General features: G+C 71.5%; 14 protein-coding genes. 3 read left to right on the forward strand and 11 right to left on the reverse strand.

What is annotated here, in order from left to right:
* Nucleotides 1–7 precede the first annotated feature (7 nt).
* Nucleotides 8–1,720, reverse strand: coding sequence for an urease subunit alpha (locus ABT137_RS13555; RefSeq protein ID WP_351707199.1), 1,713 nt, complete (start codon nucleotides 1,718–1,720; stop codon nucleotides 8–10).
* Nucleotides 1,717–2,415, reverse strand: a complete 699-nt coding sequence (gene ureA / locus ABT137_RS13560; RefSeq protein WP_351707202.1) for an urease subunit gamma — start codon at nucleotides 2,413–2,415, stop codon at nucleotides 1,717–1,719. The genes ABT137_RS13555 and ureA overlap by 4 nt, the downstream gene beginning before the upstream one ends.
* Nucleotides 2,416–2,568: 153 nt before the next feature.
* Here ureA and ABT137_RS13565 point away from each other — a divergent pair, with 153 nt between their 5' ends.
* Nucleotides 2,569–4,011, forward strand: coding sequence for a cytosine permease (locus ABT137_RS13565; protein WP_351707205.1), 1,443 nt, complete (start codon nucleotides 2,569–2,571; stop codon nucleotides 4,009–4,011).
* A 132-nt stretch (nucleotides 4,012–4,143) separates the two neighbouring features.
* Here ABT137_RS13565 and ABT137_RS13570 read toward each other — a convergent pair whose 3' ends face one another.
* The 4 genes from ABT137_RS13570 to ABT137_RS13585 all read right to left on the reverse strand — a co-directional run bounded on the left by ABT137_RS13570 (nucleotide 4,144) and on the right by ABT137_RS13585 (nucleotide 9,025).
* The gene (locus ABT137_RS13570; RefSeq protein WP_351707208.1) at nucleotides 4,144–5,445 is read right to left on the reverse strand and encodes a KamA family radical SAM protein; all 1,302 of its coding nucleotides are present in this window, start codon (nucleotides 5,443–5,445) and stop codon (nucleotides 4,144–4,146) included.
* Nucleotides 5,446–5,464: 19 nt separating this feature from the next.
* Nucleotides 5,465–6,538, reverse strand: coding sequence for a hypothetical protein (locus tag ABT137_RS13575; RefSeq protein WP_351707211.1), 1,074 nt, complete (start codon nucleotides 6,536–6,538; stop codon nucleotides 5,465–5,467).
* Nucleotides 6,539–6,619: 81 nt separating this feature from the next.
* On the reverse strand, nucleotides 6,620–7,708 hold the full coding sequence (locus tag ABT137_RS13580; protein WP_351707214.1) for a branched-chain amino acid aminotransferase: 1,089 nt from the start codon (nucleotides 7,706–7,708) through the stop codon (nucleotides 6,620–6,622).
* A 273-nt stretch (nucleotides 7,709–7,981) separates the two neighbouring features.
* Nucleotides 7,982–9,025 carry a 3-isopropylmalate dehydrogenase gene (locus ABT137_RS13585; RefSeq protein WP_351707217.1) on the reverse strand — a complete coding sequence of 348 codons (1,044 nt, stop codon included), beginning with the start codon at nucleotides 9,023–9,025 and terminating at the stop codon, nucleotides 7,982–7,984.
* A gap of 131 nt (nucleotides 9,026–9,156) precedes the next feature.
* Between ABT137_RS13585 and ABT137_RS13590 the strand changes: the two genes are divergently transcribed.
* Nucleotides 9,157–10,710, forward strand: coding sequence for a purple acid phosphatase family protein (locus ABT137_RS13590; protein ID WP_351707220.1), 1,554 nt, complete (start codon nucleotides 9,157–9,159; stop codon nucleotides 10,708–10,710).
* Between the two features lie 113 nt (nucleotides 10,711–10,823).
* Here ABT137_RS13590 and ABT137_RS13595 read toward each other — a convergent pair whose 3' ends face one another.
* The 3 genes from ABT137_RS13595 to ABT137_RS13605 form a co-directional block, all read right to left on the reverse strand.
* Nucleotides 10,824–10,955 carry a hypothetical protein gene (locus ABT137_RS13595; protein WP_294004210.1) on the reverse strand — a complete coding sequence of 44 codons (132 nt, stop codon included), beginning with the start codon at nucleotides 10,953–10,955 and terminating at the stop codon, nucleotides 10,824–10,826.
* A 275-nt stretch (nucleotides 10,956–11,230) separates the two neighbouring features.
* On the reverse strand, nucleotides 11,231–11,767 hold the full coding sequence (locus ABT137_RS13600) for a GNAT family N-acetyltransferase (RefSeq protein ID WP_351707223.1): 537 nt from the start codon (nucleotides 11,765–11,767) through the stop codon (nucleotides 11,231–11,233).
* Nucleotides 11,768–11,787: 20 nt separating this feature from the next.
* Nucleotides 11,788–12,483, reverse strand: a complete 696-nt coding sequence (locus ABT137_RS13605; RefSeq protein ID WP_351707225.1) for an SDR family NAD(P)-dependent oxidoreductase — start codon at nucleotides 12,481–12,483, stop codon at nucleotides 11,788–11,790.
* An 88-nt stretch (nucleotides 12,484–12,571) separates the two neighbouring features.
* Between ABT137_RS13605 and ABT137_RS13610 the strand changes: the two genes are divergently transcribed.
* Nucleotides 12,572–13,432, forward strand: a complete 861-nt coding sequence (locus ABT137_RS13610) for a helix-turn-helix transcriptional regulator (RefSeq protein ID WP_351707228.1) — start codon at nucleotides 12,572–12,574, stop codon at nucleotides 13,430–13,432.
* A gap of 73 nt (nucleotides 13,433–13,505) precedes the next feature.
* Here ABT137_RS13610 and pruA read toward each other — a convergent pair whose 3' ends face one another.
* Together pruA and ABT137_RS13620 are read right to left on the reverse strand one after the other, a co-directional pair.
* Nucleotides 13,506–15,137: an L-glutamate gamma-semialdehyde dehydrogenase gene (gene pruA, locus ABT137_RS13615; protein WP_351707231.1), complete on the reverse strand. Its 1,632-nt coding sequence runs from the start codon at nucleotides 15,135–15,137 to the stop codon at nucleotides 13,506–13,508.
* 59 nt (nucleotides 15,138–15,196) lie between these two features.
* Nucleotides 15,197–16,123, reverse strand: a complete 927-nt coding sequence (locus ABT137_RS13620) for a proline dehydrogenase family protein (RefSeq protein ID WP_351707234.1) — start codon at nucleotides 16,121–16,123, stop codon at nucleotides 15,197–15,199.
* Nucleotides 16,124–16,137 lie beyond the last annotated feature (14 nt).

The raw sequence follows: 16,137 nt of genomic DNA on the forward strand, positions 1-16,137 counted from the left end.
GTGATCCTCAGAGGAAGTACAGGCGGTTGAGGGAGACGGAGTCGGCGGGCTCCGAGCGGAGCGGCTCGCCGTCGAGGGTGACCAGGCCGGTGCGCTGGTCCACGTCGACCGCTCCGGTACGGGAGTTGCGCCGCAGGTCGGCCGGGCCGATGCCGCGGGTGCCGCGGACGGCGACCCGGCGGCGCCGGGTGGGCATGGTGTCGTGGCCCTGGTCGAGGGCGGCCTGCGCCACGAACGCGACGGAGATGTCGGCGGGGGTGGCGCCGTGCGCCCCGAACTGGGGGCCGAGGACGAGGGGTTCGCAGGTGTCGGTGGCCGCGTTCGGGTCGCCGGTGACACCGAACGCCGGGAAGCCGGCCTTCAGCACCAGCTGCGGCTTGGCCCCGAAGTACTCCGGGCTCCACAGCACGATGTCGGCGAGCTTGCCGACCTCGATCGAGCCGACCTCGTCGGCGAGGCCGTGGGCGATCGCCGGGTTGATCGTCAGCTTGGCCATGTAGCGCAGCACGCGCTCGTTGTCGTGGCCGTCGTCCGGGGCGCCGAGCTCGGCCTTCATCTTGCCGGCCATGGCGAAGGTACGGCGGACGGTCTCCCCGGCCCGGCCCATGCCCTGCGCGTCGGACGAGGTGATGCCGATCGCGCCCAGGTCGTGCAGCACGTCCTCGGCGCCCATGGTCCCGGCGCGGATCCGGTCGCGGGCCATGGCGGCGTCGCCCGGCAGGTCGGTCTTCAGGTCGTGGACGGAGACGATCATCCCGTAGTGCTCGGCGACCGCGTCCCGGCCGAACGGCAGGGTGGGGTTGGTGGAGGAGCCGATGACGTTGGGGACGCCGGCCATCTTCAGGACGTTGGGCACGTGTCCGCCGCCGCAGCCCTCGATGTGGAAGGCGTGGATGGTGCGGCCCTCCAGCACCCGGAGGGTGTCCTCGACCGACAGGCACTCGTTCAGCCCGTCGCTGTGCAGGGCGACCTGGACGTCGTGCTCCTCGGCGACCCGCAGCGCGGTGTCCAGCGCCCGGGTGTGGGCGCCCATGTCCTCGTGCACCTTGAAGCCGGAGGCGCCGCCTTCGGCGAGGGCCTCGACCAGCGGGGCCGCGTGCGAGGACGAACCCCGGCCGAGGAAGCCGATGTTGACCGGCCAGGCGTCGAAGGCGTTGAACGCGTGCTTCAGCGCCCAGGGCGAGTTGACGCCGACGCCCCACACCGGCCCGAACTCCTGCCCGATGATCGTGGTCACGCCGGAGGCCAGCGAGGCCTCCATGATGCGCGGCGACAGCAGGTGGACGTGCGTGTCGACGGCCCCGGCGGTGGCGATGAGCCCCTCGCCGGACACGATCGAGGTGCCGGTGCCGACGACGACGTCCACCCCGTCGAGGGTGTCCGGGTTCCCGGCCCGCCCGATCGAGCAGATCCGCCCCTCGCGGATCCCGATGGAGACCTTCCGGATCCCCAGCACGGCGTCGATCACGACGACGTTGCTGATCACGACGTCGCAGGTCTCCCGGACGGCGGCGGCCTTGAGGTGCAGCCCGTCCCTGGCCGTCTTGCCGAAACCGGCCAGGAACTCGTCGCCGTAGCGCTGGGAGTCGTCCTCGACGCGGATCACGAGCCCCGAGTCGCCGAGGCGGACGCGGTCGCCGGCGCGGGGGCCGTGGGTGGCCGCGTACTCGTGCGGGGTGAGGCGGCGGGCCTCGGCGGGGTGGCCTCCAGGGCGGCTCATCGCTCGACCTCCTGCTCTCGAATGCCCAGGTATCCGCAGGCGGCGGCGCGGCGCAGCGCCTCCTCGCGGGCGCCGGGCGCGTCCAGCGGCCCGTCGACGAGCCCGGCGAAGCCGATGGCGACCCGGCCGCCGCCGATCGGCACGAGACCGACCTCCAGCGACTCCCCAGGCCCGAACCGCACGGACGACCCGGCGGGCACGGCGAGCCGCAGGCCGTAGGCGGCGGCGCGGTCGAAGTCGAGGCGCGGGTTGGCCTCGAAGAAGTGGAAGTGCGAGGTGACGGAGACGGGGACGGTCGCGGTGTTGGTGACGGTCAGCCGTACGACGGCCTCCGGGTCGGCGTGCTCGGGCCCCGGCAGCAGCGCGCCGGGCGCGTCCTCGCCCAGTCCCCCGCCCCCGATCGGGTCGGTGACCACGGCGAGCCGCGACCCGTCGTCGAAGACGGCCTCGACGTGCACCTCGGTGACGATGTCGGCGACGCCGGGCAGCACGTCGGCCGGGCCCAGGACGGAGCGGGCCGCCTCGATCGCCTCGGCGAGCCGCCGGCCGTCCCGGGCGGCCTCGCAGACGGTGTCCGCGATCAGCGCGGTGGCCTCCGGCACGTTGAGCCTGAGGCCCCGGGCGCGGCGGGCACGGGCCAGCTCGGCGGCTCCGAAGAGCAGCAGCCGGTCACGTTCCGTGGGGGTCAGTCGCACGCCCGGCACCTCCTTCGCTTCCTCTTACCTCGCTCGACTTAGAACAACACTCTAAATGCCGGATGACGAGAAGGGAACCATTGACATCGACCTCCAGGTCAACCACATTGAACGTCGCTCTAACTTTTAGGTGGCCGTCGAAGGAGACCAGCCATGCCGATAGAACAGCACGGAGTCGACACGATCCCGGACGGGGAACGCACCAGCGGGCCGAAGGACCTGGTCTCGATCCTGCTGGGCTCCAACCTCTGCCTCGGCGTGATCATCTTCGGCTGGCTGCCGCCGTCCTTCGGGCTCGGCTGGTGGGCGTCGGTGAGCGCGATCGTGGCGGGCACGCTGATCGGCACGGTGTTCACGGCCCCGCTGGCCCTGGTCTCCCTCCGCACGGCGACCAACCTCTCCACCTCCTCGGGCGCCCAGTTCGGGGTGCGCGGGCGGCTGGTCGGCTCCGTGGTGGGCCTGCTGCTGGCCCTCGGCTACACCGCGCTGACCGTGTGGATCGGCGGCGACGTGATGGTGAGCGTGCTGGGACGCCTGTTCGGGCTGCCGGCGGACGGGGTGGCGTACGCCGTGGTCTACACGGTGCTCGCGGCGGCGACGGTGGCGGGCGCGGTCTACGGCTACCGGGTGCTGCTCGCCATGTCCAAGGTCCTCGCCATCGGCATGACGGCCCTGCTGATCCTCGGGATCTTCGCCTACGCCCCGCACTTCACCACCTCCGCGCTGCCGGAGGCGGGCGGCTACCTGCTGGGCGGCTTCTGGCCCACGTGGTGTCTGGCGGCGGTGGCGGCGGGCCTGTCCGGGCCGGTCGCCTTCATCACCCTCCTCGGCGACTACACCCGCTACATCTCCCCGGCCCGCCACACCTCCCGCCGGGTCCTGCACGCGACCTGGCTGGGCCTGATCCTGGGCCTGCTGGTGCCGCAGCTGTTCGGCACGTTCACCGCGTACGCGGCGCGGGCGGCGGCGGACTACGCGGGCCCGCTGGTGTCGGCCTCCCCCACCTGGTACCTGGTCCCGCTCCTGCTCTCCGCCTCGGCCGGCTCGGTCGGCAACGCGGGCCTCATGCTCTACTCCATGGGCCTCGACCTGGACGCGATCCTTCCCCGCGCGTCCCGCGCCCGCGCCACCTACACGGTCGCGATCGTCGCCACGGCCTGCGTCTTCGCCGGCCACTACGCCTGGAACGCCCAGTCCGCGATGACCTCCTTCGTCCTCCTGCTCACCGCCATCGGCACCCCGTGGGCGGTCATCACCCTGATCGGCTTCGCCCGCTGCCGGGGCGTGTACGACGCGGACGCACTGCAGGTCTTCAACCGCCGCTCGCGGGGCGGGATCTACTGGTACCGGTCCGGCTGGAACATCCGCGCCACGGTGTCCTGGGCCCTGGGCGCGGGCGTCGGCCTCCTGGCGGTGTCGCTGCCGTCGTACGAGGGCCCGCTGCTGTCACTGACGGGCGGGGTGGACTGCAGCTTCCTGCTGTCGGGGACGGTCGGTGGGCTGGTGTACCTGCTTCTCACGTGGAATCGGGCAGACACAGCCCACCCGATGTCCGAGAACGGCGCTCAGCCACATCTCAGCCGGTCCGCGGTCTGAAGACGGTCAGCCACCTTTCAGCCGGTCCGGCGTCCGAGGACGAGGCCGTTCAGGCCGAAGGGGGGTCTGGGGGCGCAGCCCCCAGAAGGCGGGCCACCCCACCACGCCGCACCCGACAACGTTCGGCGCCCGTCACCCCGGCTCCAGCCCCGGCAGGAACCGGCTCGCCCCGAACGCCGGCTTGAGGTCCGTGAACCACGTCGCCCCCTCGTCGTACGCGGCGAAGAACGGCCGGTCGACCAGGTCCGGGTCGCGGGCCTGGATGAGGTGGAGGACGAAGACCCGCTCACCGGCCACCTCGGCGACGCCGTCCACGCAGACCTTGCCCGGCATCGCCGACATGACGGGCCCGCGGACCGTACGGGCGAGGCCCGACACGCGGGCGTAGGCGTCGCGGAAGATGGCGTGGCCGCGGGCCAGCGGGACGCCGAAGTAGCCCTGAGGGCCGGTGTCCCGCTCCACGAACTGGTAGTACGGCACCGCCCCCAGCGTGGTCGTCTCCTCCCACAGTTCGGCCCAGGCGTCCGCGCTGTCGTTGATCCCGGCGACCAGCGGGCCCTGGCAGCGGATCACGGCCCCGGTGCCCCGGATGCGCCGCATCGCCTCCCGTACGACGGGCGGGCGCAGCTCCTGCGGATGCGTGAAGTGGGCCATGAGGGCCAGGTGCCGGCCGCTCGCCACCACCTCCTCGAAGAGCCGCAGCAGGTCGTCGGCGTCGCGGTCGGTGGTGAAGCGGTACGGCCAGAAGGCGAGGGACTTGGTGCCGATGCGGATCGAGCGGACGGTGTCGATCCGCAGCAACGGCTCGACGTACCGGCGCAGTACGTCCGTGCTCATCACCAGGGGGTCGCCGCCCGTGACCAGGATGCTGGCGACCTCGGGGTGGGCCCGCAGATAGGAGCTGGTGGCCGCGATGTCGTCGGTCGCGATGCGCAGGTCGGCCTCGCCGACGAACTGCGGCCAGCGGAAGCAGTAGGTGCAGTAGGCGTGGCAGGTCTGGCCCTGGCGCGGGAAGACCAGCACCGTCTCCGGGTACTTGTGCTGCAGGCCGGTCAGCCGCTGCCCCTCGTGCACGGGGACGTTGGCGTCGAGCTGGCCGGAGGGGTGCGGGTTGAGCCGCATCCGGATCTCGTGCGCGGCGCGCTGGATCTCGGCGCGCGGCGCGTCCCGGCCCAGCAGGTCGGCCATCCGGCGGACGTCGGGTGCGGGCAGCATGCCGGACTGCGGGAAGGTCAGCCGGAAGACCGGGTCCTCGGGCACGGCCGTCCAGTCGATCAGCTCGTCGACGACGTACGCGTTCGTACGGAACGGCAGGACCGAGGAGACCGCCCGCAGCGCCAGCCGCTGATCGTCCGTCAGGGAGACACGCCGGAGCAGACCGTCCAGGTCACGGGGCGTGAAGGCGCGGAAACGGGGGTGGTGCGCTGAGCTCATCTGTGGCGGGGCCCTCTGTTCATTCCGTGACCAGGACCGTGGACGGCCGCAACTCCACGAAGGCGGCCGCCTGCGCATCGTACTTCTCCCCGAAGTGCTGGATGAGCCGCCGATGCAGCTCGCTCTCGTCGTCCACGACGATGACGTCGTGCGCGCCGGACCCGCTCAGCGCGTCGCTGTAGGCGCTGAGTTGGTCGAGCCGGTGGCGGGCCAGGTAGGTGACGAGGTCGGGCGCGGCGACGTACAGGCCGTCGTCGAGGAAGACGAAGTGGCAGACGAACTCGCGTCGCCCGTCCGTGGCGTCGACGAGGGTGACGGGCAGGCGGGTGAACCGTTCCATCGGCTTGCCCTGCTGCCACAGTTCGTCGAAGCGCTGCTCCACGAAGGTGCCCAGCGGGGAGCGGACGGCGACCTCCAGCTGGACGCCCTCGCCGGAGAGCCGGCCCACGGTCAGGAAGGAGACCAGGCAGCGCTCGTCCCAGCGGTAGAGGGTGACGCCGGGGGAGGTGGAGCACAGCCGTACCTCCAGGAGCTGCCGGGAGGCGGCGTCCAGGCGGCGGGCGAACCCGTCCAGGGTGCGCAGGTTGCGCATGATGTCGCGGCGGATGTCGGCGCTCTGCTCGCCCAGTTCGCGGCCGCGCAGGATGACGGCGAGGGAGTCGGGGTCCAGGAGCAGGATCTGCACCCGGGCGCCGCTCGCGGTGGCGGACCTGACGCCCCGGAACAGGCGCTCGGAGAACTGCGGGCCGAACAGGTTGGAGAAGGTGTCCAGGACCTTCACGTTGGACGTCGAGCCGTACACCTGGGCGGCGAACCACTCGTAGTCCAGCCGGGTGTGTTCGCGGACCCGGCCCTCCTGGGCCCGGGATATCAGCGGGCCGATGACGAACACGGTGACGACCACGCCGACGATGTCGGTGCCGAGGTTGAGGGCGAGGTTCTGCCCGTAGTTGTCCATCGTCGAGGCCCGCCACAGGAGCAGGCCCGCGACGGCGGTGAGCAGGGCGAGCACGGTGAGGCTCTGCGGGCGGCGCGGCGTGCGTAACGTGCGCATCAGCCAGCGCAGCCGAGGCATCGGCGACCGTCCGCTCACGCGTGCTCCCTCCCCCGTGTGGACTCAGGAGATACCCGTACGGGGGAGGTGATACGCGTCGAACGGACAACCGAAGATCGATCAGCCGAGCTGGTGCATCCAGCCGTGCTTGTCCTCGGCCGTGCCGCGCTGGATGTCGAGGAGCGCCTCGCGGAGCCTGAGGGTGACCTCGCCGGGCTCGCCGCCGGACTGCTGCCACTCGGCGTTCGCGCGCTTGACCGTGCCGACCGGGGTGATCACGGCGGCGGTGCCGCAGGCGAAGACCTCGGTGAGGGTGCCGTTCTCGGAGTCGCGCTGCCACTGCTCGATGGAGACCCGGGCCTCCTCGGACTCGTAGCCGAGGTCGCGGGCGACGGTGAGGAGGGAGTCGCGGGTGACGCCTTCGAGGATCGAACCGGTGAGGGTCGGGGTGACGATCTTGTCCCCGTACACGAAGTACAGGTTCATGCCGCCGAGCTCCTCGACCCACTTGTGCTCGACCGCGTCGAGGTAGCAGACCTGGTCGCAGCCCTGGGCCGCCGCCTCGGCCTGGGCGAGCAGGGAGGCCGCGTAGTTGCCGCCGGTCTTGGCGTCGCCCATGCCGCCGGGGACGGCGCGGACGCGGTCCTCGGAGGCCCAGATGGAGACCGGCTTCACGCCGCCGGGGAAGTAGGCGCCGGCCGGGGAGGCGATGACCAGGAAGAGGTACTCGTTGGCCGGCTTGACGCCCAGGCCGACCTCGGTGGCGATCATGAAGGGGCGCAGGTAGAGGGATTCCTCGCCACCGTGCGCCGGGACCCACGCCTTGTCCTGCTGGACGAGCAGGTCACAGGCCTCGATGAAGGTCTCCACCGGCAGCTCGGGCATGGCGAGGCGGCGGGCGGAACGCTGGAAGCGCTTGGCGTTCTGGTCGGGGCGGAAGGTGGCCACCGAGCCGTCGGGGCGGCGGTAGGCCTTCAGGCCCTCGAAGATCTCCTGGGCGTAGTGCAGGACGTTGGTGGCCGGGTCGAGGGGGATCGGCGCGTACGGAACGAGCTGGCCGTCGTGCCAGCCGCGGCCCTCGGTCCACTTGATCGTCACCATGTGGTCGGTGAAGTGGCGGCCGAATCCGGGGCTGGCCAGGATCGCCTCGCGCTCGGCGGCGGCGAGCGGGTGTGCGGACGGCTTGAGCTCGATCGTGGGCGTCGTCATGGGTAGGTGTCCTTCACCGGTTGTAGTGATGAGGCCGCGCTCACACCCGTACGGCCGGTGTCCGGTAGCAGGGCGAGTGCCCTGTCGTAGGACGTCCGAGCATTCCCTCATGGCGCGGCTCCGCGTTCGATTATCGCGCGGGGGCCGGGGTGGAAGGAATCGGGGTGAATGCGGACCCGGGGTTGATGGTGGCACCCGGCGGCAGGCATGGGGAAGCCGCCGAGCGCTTGTGCGACCCGGCGGCTTCGAAGATCTGCGAAGAGGCTCGGCGGGTCAGCCGGCTACTCGTACGGCGAGCGCGTCGCCGATCTCCGAGGTGGAGCGGGCGGGCTTGCCCTGGCGTTCGGTGAGGTCGGCGGTGACGGCCTCGTCGATGCGGGCGGCCTCGGCCTCGTAGCCGAGGTGACGGAGCAGGAGGGCGACGGACAGGACCGTGGCGGTGGGGTCGGCCTTGCCCTGGCCGGCGATGTCGGGCGCGGAGCCGTGGACCGGCTCGAACATGGACGGGAACTCACCACTCGGGTTGATGTTCCCGCTCGCCGCGACGCCGATGCCGCCGGAGACGGCCGCGGCGAGGTCGGTGATGATGTCGCCGAAGAGGTTGTCGGTGACGATGACGTCGAAGCGGCCGGGGTCGGTGACGAGGTAGATCGTCGCCGCGTCGACGTGGATGTAGTCCGTCGCGACCTCGGGGAAGTCCGCGGCCACCTTGTTGAAGATGTTCGTCCACAGGTGCCCGGCGAAGGTCAGCACGTTGTTCTTGTGGACCAGCGTGAGCTTCTTGCGCGGGCGGGCCTGGGCGCGGGCGAAGGCGTCCCGGACGACGCGCTCGACACCGAAGGCCGTGTTGACGGACACCTCGGTGGCGACCTCGTGCTCGGTGCCCTTGCGGATGGTGCCGCCGTTGCCGGTGTACGGGCCCTCGGTGCCCTCGCGGACCACGACGAAGTCGATCTGCGGCTCGCCGGCCAGCGGGGTGGCGACACCCGGGAGGAGCTTCGACGGACGCAGGTTGACGTGGTGGTCGAAGGCGAAGCGGAGCTTCAGCAGGAAGCCGCGCTCCAGCACGCCGGAGGGCACGCTCGGGTCGCCGATGGCGCCCAGCAGGATGGCGTCGTGCTGCTTCAGCGCGTCGAGGTCGGCGTCGGTGAGGGTCTCACCGGTGGCGTGGTAACGCTTGGCGCCGAAGTCGTACTCCTTGGTCTCCAGCTTCACGTCCCCGGGGAGGACGGCGGAGAGGACCTTGAGGCCTTCGGCCACGACTTCCTGCCCGATGCCGTCACCGGGGATCACTGCGAGATCGATGCTGCGAGACATGTCGGCACCCTACTCCGCGTCCCATGGGATGACACACACCGTCCGGCATACGGACACGGCGGGTCGTCCCGTCGACTGCCGTTCACCCGTACGTGTGGCCGGTGTTGGCCTGTGCTGGGCACGTTTCCGGCATGGACATCCCCGACTTCGGCATCCCGCCGCGGCTCGCCGCCCGGATGAGCATGGCGGAGCAGTACGAGTATCTGCGGGCCCGGCTGGTGAGCCGCCGCACACTGGTGACGGCGGGCGCGATCGCGGGCGGCGCGTTGGCGGCCGGGTGCGCGAAGACGGCGAAGTCGGCGAGCCCGGCTCCGGCGACCTCCGCGGTCCGGGGCGCGGCGGTCGTGCCGTTCGGCCGCCACCTCGCCTTCGGCGCCGACCCGCGGACGCAGCTGCGGATCTCCTGGCAGGTGCCGTTCGCGGTGAAGAAGCCGTTCGTGCGGATCGGGACGCGCCCGGACCGGCTGGGCACGCGCGTCGCCGCCGAGATCCGGCACCTGCACACGCCCGGCGTGCCGGGGGTGCGCCCGGTGGTCGAGCAGTACTACGTCCACGCGGCCCTGACCGGCCTCACACCCGGCACCACCTACTACTACGGCGTCGGCCACGACGGCTGGGACCCGGCCGCCCCCGACCACCGCGCCACCATCACCCCGTTCCGCACCGCGCCCGCGAGCCCGGAGCGGTTCGTGTTCACGGCCTTCGGCGACCAGGGCGTGAGCCAGGCCGGCAAGGCCAGTGACAACGCGCTGCTGAAGCAGAACCCCGCCTTCCACCTGCACGCGGGCGACATCTGCTACGCGGACGGCAACGGCGCCGGGAAGACCTCGGACGGGTACGACGCCCGGGAGTGGGACCGGTTCCTGAAGCAGAACGACCCGGTGGCGCGGTCGGTCCCGTGGATGGTGACGACCGGCAACCACGACATGGAGGCCTGGTACTCCCCCGACGGCTACGGCGGCCAGTACGCCCGCTTCGCCCTCCCGGACAACGGCTTCGACCCGCACGGGTCACCGGGCGTCTACGCGTTCACCTACGGCAACGTCGGCTTCGTGGCGCTGGACGCGAACGACGTGTCGTACGAGATCCCCGCCAACCTCGGCTACAGCGGCGGCCGGCAGACGAAGTGGCTGGAGAAGAAGCTGAAGGAGCTGCGGGCGGCGAAGGGCGTGGACTTCGTGGTCGTCTTCTTCCACCACTGCGCGTACTCGACGTCCTCGCACGCCTCCGACGGCGGGATCCGGGCGGCCTGGCTGCCGCTGTTCACCAAGTACCAGGTGGACCTGGTGATCAACGGGCACAACCACGTCTACGAGCGCACGGACGCGGTGAAGGGCGGCGGGGTCGGCCGCGCGGTCCCGGTCGGCGGCTCGACCGACCCGACGCGGGACGGGATCGTGTACGTCACGGCGGGCGGCGGCGGGCGGGGCCTGTACGGGTTCCCCTCGGGGGTCAGGGACAGCTACGAGGGGCACGTCACCCGGCACGACGCGGTGCACAGCTTCCACTGGACCAAGGGGCAGCACAACGTCGCGGAGACGGTGGAGTGGTCGCGGGTGCGGTACACCGGCTTCTCCTTCCTCAAGGTCGAGGCGGAGGCGGGTACGGCACCGAGGCTGAAGGTGTCGGCGCTGGCGCAGAGCGGTGCGCGGATCGACCACTTCGAGGTACGCCGGGGCGGGTGATGCCCGGAGTACGGCGCGGCTGTCCCGGCCGCGCCGTACCCCGTGCGGGTGCGGCTCCCGTTGAGGGGTTGTTACACGTGTTACCGACGGTGCGTCAACGGCTCGTCAACGGCTCAGTGGCCGGTCTCGCCGCCGTTGTCGCGGCGGTCGAGGGCGCGCTGGAGAGCGGCGGCGGCGTTCTTGCGGTCCGAGTCGCTCGTGCGGGACACGTGGCGGACTCGGCGGCGGACGGTCGTCTCGGCCATGGGAATCGACTCCTTCGACATACGTGGAGTACGGCAAGGGGGGATACGAGACGCCGGAAGGGGCGGGGAGCGGTGCCGCAGGGGTTGCCTGCACGGGGCCCGGCTCACGACCGCCATTCGCTTGATCGAGCGAGACGTTCGGCTCCTACAAAAATAAGCGAGCGGCCCGCTTCTGTCTGCACAATTACTCGGACTTCCTACTATCTGAGACGGCAGAGTCGGTCACCCGCCTGTGAGCTGGGGTTTTGACGGTTGGGGCGGTTGGGGCGAACGGGTTACATGACGTCTCCGTCGCGCCAGTCGAAGATCAGCTCGTGGGCGGGGTCGAGGGCACCGGCGAGGGCGGGCCACACGAACACGTCCCCCTCCTCCGCCGCGAGCCGCACGATCCCCCGGTCCGGGGACAGGGCGCAGATCCTGCCGGGCCAGCACTGCCAGCCCCGGACCGTGTACAGCCGGGCGCCGTCGTCGCTCGCGCCGAGCGCGCCGAGGTCGTACGCCCGCTCGACGATCCGTTCCAGCGCCGCCATCACCTGCCCGCCGTACCCCCGGCGGCGGGCGTCGGGCCGTACGCCCACCGCCTCGACGTAGCCGACGCGCAGCCAGCGGCCCCGGTGCCGGGCGCGGCGCATGACGACCGAGCCGTGGGCGGCGAGCCCTGCCTCGTCGTGGACGAGGGCGTGCAGGCCGCCCAGCCCGTGTTCCCAGTCGCTGTCGGCGAAGTCCCCGCCGAACGCCTCGTGGAGGAGGCCGCGGGCGGCACGCAGGTCGGCGGGGTCGAGGTCGGCGGTGTGGGCGATGCGGAGAGGCATGGCCCAAGTGTCGTACGGAACTACCAGGCGACGGGGCCGTTACGGTCGATGAACCGGCCCGTTCCCGCGTCGGAGGGCTCGGTGGCGAGACGGACGATCGCGTCGGTGCCCTCGGTGACGGTCTGCGGGCCGCTGTGGGCGTTGAGGTCGGTCGCCGTGTAGCCGGGGTCGACGGCGTTGACGCGGATGTCCTTGAACGCCTTGGCGTACTGGGTGGTGAGCATGACGAGGGCCGCCTTGGAGGAGTTGTAGAGCGGCGCCACGACGGTGGACTCGATACGGGCGGGGTCGTGGGTGACGGCGATCGACCCCAGTCCGCTGCTGACGTTGACGACGACGGGGTCCGCCGACCGGCGCAACAGGGGCAGGAACGCGGTGGTCGTGCGGATGACGCCGAAGAGGTTGACGTCGAAGACGGCGAGGGCGTCGGCGATGGTGGGCTCGCCCGGGTCGCCGAGCGGGCCGGCGATTCCGGCGTTGTTGATCAGTACGTCGATCCTGCCCTCGTGCGCGGTGACGTCGGCGGCCGCGGCGGCGACGGAGGCGTCGTCGGTGACGTCGATCCGTACGAACCGCGCGCCCAGCGCATCGGCGGCCGCGGCGCCCCGCTCCGGGTCGCGGGCGCCGACGATCACGGTGTGGCCCAGCCCGACGAGGCGGCGGGCGGTCTCGCGGCCGAGCCCCTTGTTGGCTCCGGTGATGAAGGTGATGGTCATGGCCCGATCGTCCGCCCGGCGCAGGGCCGCTGCCAGGGACGCTCCGACCGTAGGAACGGCAGTACCAGGTCCACCGGGTTGGGGCAGGATGGAGGCCATGGCGAGGAAAGAGGAAGCCGGTCTGGGCCCGACGATCCGTGCCTGGCGGGAGCGGCTGTCGCCGACGTCCGTCGGCGTGCCGGAGACCGGCCGCGCCCGCCGTGCGACCGGGCTGCGCCGCGAGGAACTCGCCGAGCTGGCCGGGGTGTCGGTGGACTACGTCGTACGTCTGGAGCAGGGCCGGGCCACGGCGCCGTCCGGGCAGGTGGTCGCCGCCCTGTCCCGCGCCCTGCGGCTGACCGCCGGCGAGCGCGAGCACCTCTACCGCATGGCGGGCCTGGTCGCCCCGGGCGGCGGTCCGATCCCCGACGACCTCCCGCCGAGTGTGTGCCGCGTGCTCAACCGGCTCGGGGACGTCGCGGTCGCCGCGTTCACCGCACACTGGCAGATGCTCTGCTGGAACACCCGCTGGGCCGCGCTCCTCGGTGATCCGTCGGCCACATCGCCTCAGCTGCGCAACTTCGCCCGTGAGCGGTTCCCGGTCGGCGCCACGGGCGCCCGCGTCACGTGGTGGCCGGTGCACGTCGACGACGTGGACGGCTCGGACCTCGCCGTCGTCTCCGACCTGCGCCGTGCGACCGGCCGCTTCCCGCAGGACGCCGACCTGGCGGAGCTGATCCGCGAACTGTCCGAGGGCAACGAGCGGTTCGCCCGGATGTGGGCGAGCGGCACGGTGGCGGCCCACCGCGAGGACCGCAAGACGGTCGAACATCCGCGGGTGGGGCCGGTGGAGGTGGACTGCGACGTGCTGACGGACGGCGACTCGGAGCTGAAGATCGTGATCCTGTCGGCGGCGCCGGACACCGAGGCGGGGGCCAGGTTCCGGGACGCGATGACCTCGGCGGAGTGAGCCCTCATGGGAACGGGCCGGGAAGCCTGCTCGTGGGTCAGGCTTCCCGGCCCGTGCTCGGGGGGGCTGAGGGTCAGCCCATGTGCGGGTACGCGTAGTCGGTCGGTGCGACCAGCGTCTCCTTGATCGCGCGGGTCAGCGTCCAGCGCAGCAGGTTCTGCGGGGCGCCGGCCTTGTCGTTGGTGCCGGAGGCGCGGCCGCCGCCGAAGGGCTGCTGGCCGACGACGGCGCCGGTCGACTTGTCGTTGATGTAGAAGTTGCCGGCCGCGTAGCGCAGCTTCTCCATCGTGTACGCCGCCGCCGCGCGGTCGTTGGAGATGACCGAGCCGGTGAGCGCGTAGTCCGACACCGACTCCATCTGGGTCAGCATCTCGTCGTACGTGTCGTCCTCGTAGACGTGCACGGCGAGGAACGGGCCGAAGTACTCGGTGCGGAAGACCTCGTTCTCCGGGTCGCTGCACACGACGACCGTCGGGCGGACGAAGTAGCCGACCGAGTCGTCGTAGGAGCCGCCCGCGACGATCTCGCAGGACGGGTCGGTCTTCGCGCGGTCGATCGCGGCCTTGTTCTTGGCGAAGGCACGGTCGTCGATGACGGCGCCGACGAAGTTCGACAGGTCGGTGACGTCGCCCATGGTCAGGTAGTCGACCTCGGCGGCGAACTCCTCGCGGAAGCCGTCGTTCCAGATGGATGCCGGGATGTAGGCGCGGGAGGTCGCCGAGCACTTCTGGCCCTGGTACTCGAAGGCACCGCGGGTGAGCGCCGTCTTGAGGACGGCCCGGTCGGCGCTCGGGTGGGCGACGAGGAAGTCCTTGCCGCCGGTCTCGCCGACCAGACGCGGGTACGAGCGGTACTTCTCGATGTTGTTGCCGACCGTCTTCCACAGGTACTGGAAGGTCTTGGTGGAGCCGGTGAAGTGGATGCCGGCCAGGTCCCGGTGGACCAGGGCGACCTTGGACACCTCGATGCCGTCGCCGGTGACGAGGTTGATGACGCCCTTGGGCAGACCGGCCTCCTCCAGCAGCCGCATGAGCAGCACGGCGGCGTGGGTCTGGGTGGGGGACGGCTTCCACACGACCACGTTGCCCATGAGAGCCGGCGCGGTCGGCAGGTTGCCCGCGATCGCGCTGAAGTTGAACGGCGTGATCGCGTAGACGAAGCCCTCCAGCGGGCGGTGGTCGAGGCGGTTCCAGACGCCCGGGGAGTTGGCCGGGGGCTGCTCGGCCAGGATCTGGCGGGCGTAGTGGACGTTGAACCGCCAGAAGTCGACCAGCTCGCAGGGCGAGTCGATCTCGGCCTGCTGGGCGGTCTTGGACTGCCCCAGCATGGTCGAGGCGGCGATCGTCTCGCGCCAGGGGCCGGCGAGTAGTTCGGCGGCGCGCAGGATGATCGCGGCACGGTCGTCGAAGGACATCGCGCGCCAGGCGGGCGCGGCCGCGAGGGCGGCGTCGATGGCGTCCTGGGCGTCCTGCCGGGTGGCGTGCCGGCCGGTGCCGATGACGGCCTTGTGGTGGTGCGGCTGCACGACCTGGAAGGGCTCGCCGCCGCCGAGCCGCTGCTCGCCGCCGATGGTCATCGACAGCTCGATCGGGTTCTCGGCGAGCTCCTTGAGCTTCGCCTCCAGGCGGGTGCGCTCGGCGGAGCCGGGGGCGTAGCCGTGCACCGGCTCGTTGACGGGGGTGGGGACCTGGGTCACAGCGTCCATGGGATCCGTAACTCCTTGTACGTGAGCGGGTGTCGGGGCTTGTCGCGGCTTGGTGGGGCTCAGCCCTTGCTGACCATCGAGCGGAGGAAGAAGCGCAGGTTGGCCGGCTTCTCCGCGAGCCTGCGCATGAAGTAGCCGTACCAGTCCGTGCCGTACGCGGTGTAGACACGCATCCGGTGGCCCTCGGCGGCCAGCCGCAGGTGCTCGTCGCTGCGGATGCCGTACAGCATCTGGAACTCGTACTCGTCGGGCTTGCGGCCGGCGCGCCGGGCGAGTTCCTGGGCGATGGAGATCAGGCGCGGATCGTGGGAGCCGACCATCGGGTACCCCTCGCCGTCCATCAGAGTCCGCAGGATCCGGACGTACGCCTTGTCGATCTCGTGCTTCTGCTGGTAGGCGACCTCGGCGGGCTCCTTGTAGGCGCCCTTGACCAGGCGGACGCGGCTGCCGGAGTCGGCGAGGCGGCGGGCGTCGGCCTCGGTGCGGAAGAGGTAGGCCTGGATGACGCAGCCGGTCTGCGGGAAGTCCCGGCGCAGTTCCTCGTGGATGGCGAACATCGAGTCGAGGGTGGTGTGGTCCTCGGCGTCGAGGGTGACGGTCGTGCCGATGGCGGCGGCGGCCTCGACGACCGGGCGGATGTTGGCGAGGGCCAGTTCATGGCCCCCGGCGAGGGACTGGCCGAACATCGACAGCTTGACCGACATCTCGACGCGCTCGCCGAGGCCCAGCAGGCGCAGCCGGTCGATCAGCGCGAGGTAGGCGTCCCGGGCGGCGCCGGCCTGCTCGGGGGTGGTGATGTCCTCGCCGACGACGTCCATCGTCAGCTCCAGGCCGCGGCCCGTGAGCTCCTCGATGATCGGGACGATGTCTGCGACCGACTCACCGGGGATGAAGCGGTCGACGACCTGCTTCGTCACCGGGGCCGCCGAGATCAGACGTCGCATCCGGTCGCTGCGCGACGCGGCGAGAATCACGGGACCCAGCACGGGGCACCTCCACA

It is taken from the genome of Streptomyces sp. NPDC001980, from assembly GCF_040296885.1.
In the GTDB taxonomy this organism is placed as follows: domain Bacteria; phylum Actinomycetota; class Actinomycetes; order Streptomycetales; family Streptomycetaceae; genus Streptomyces.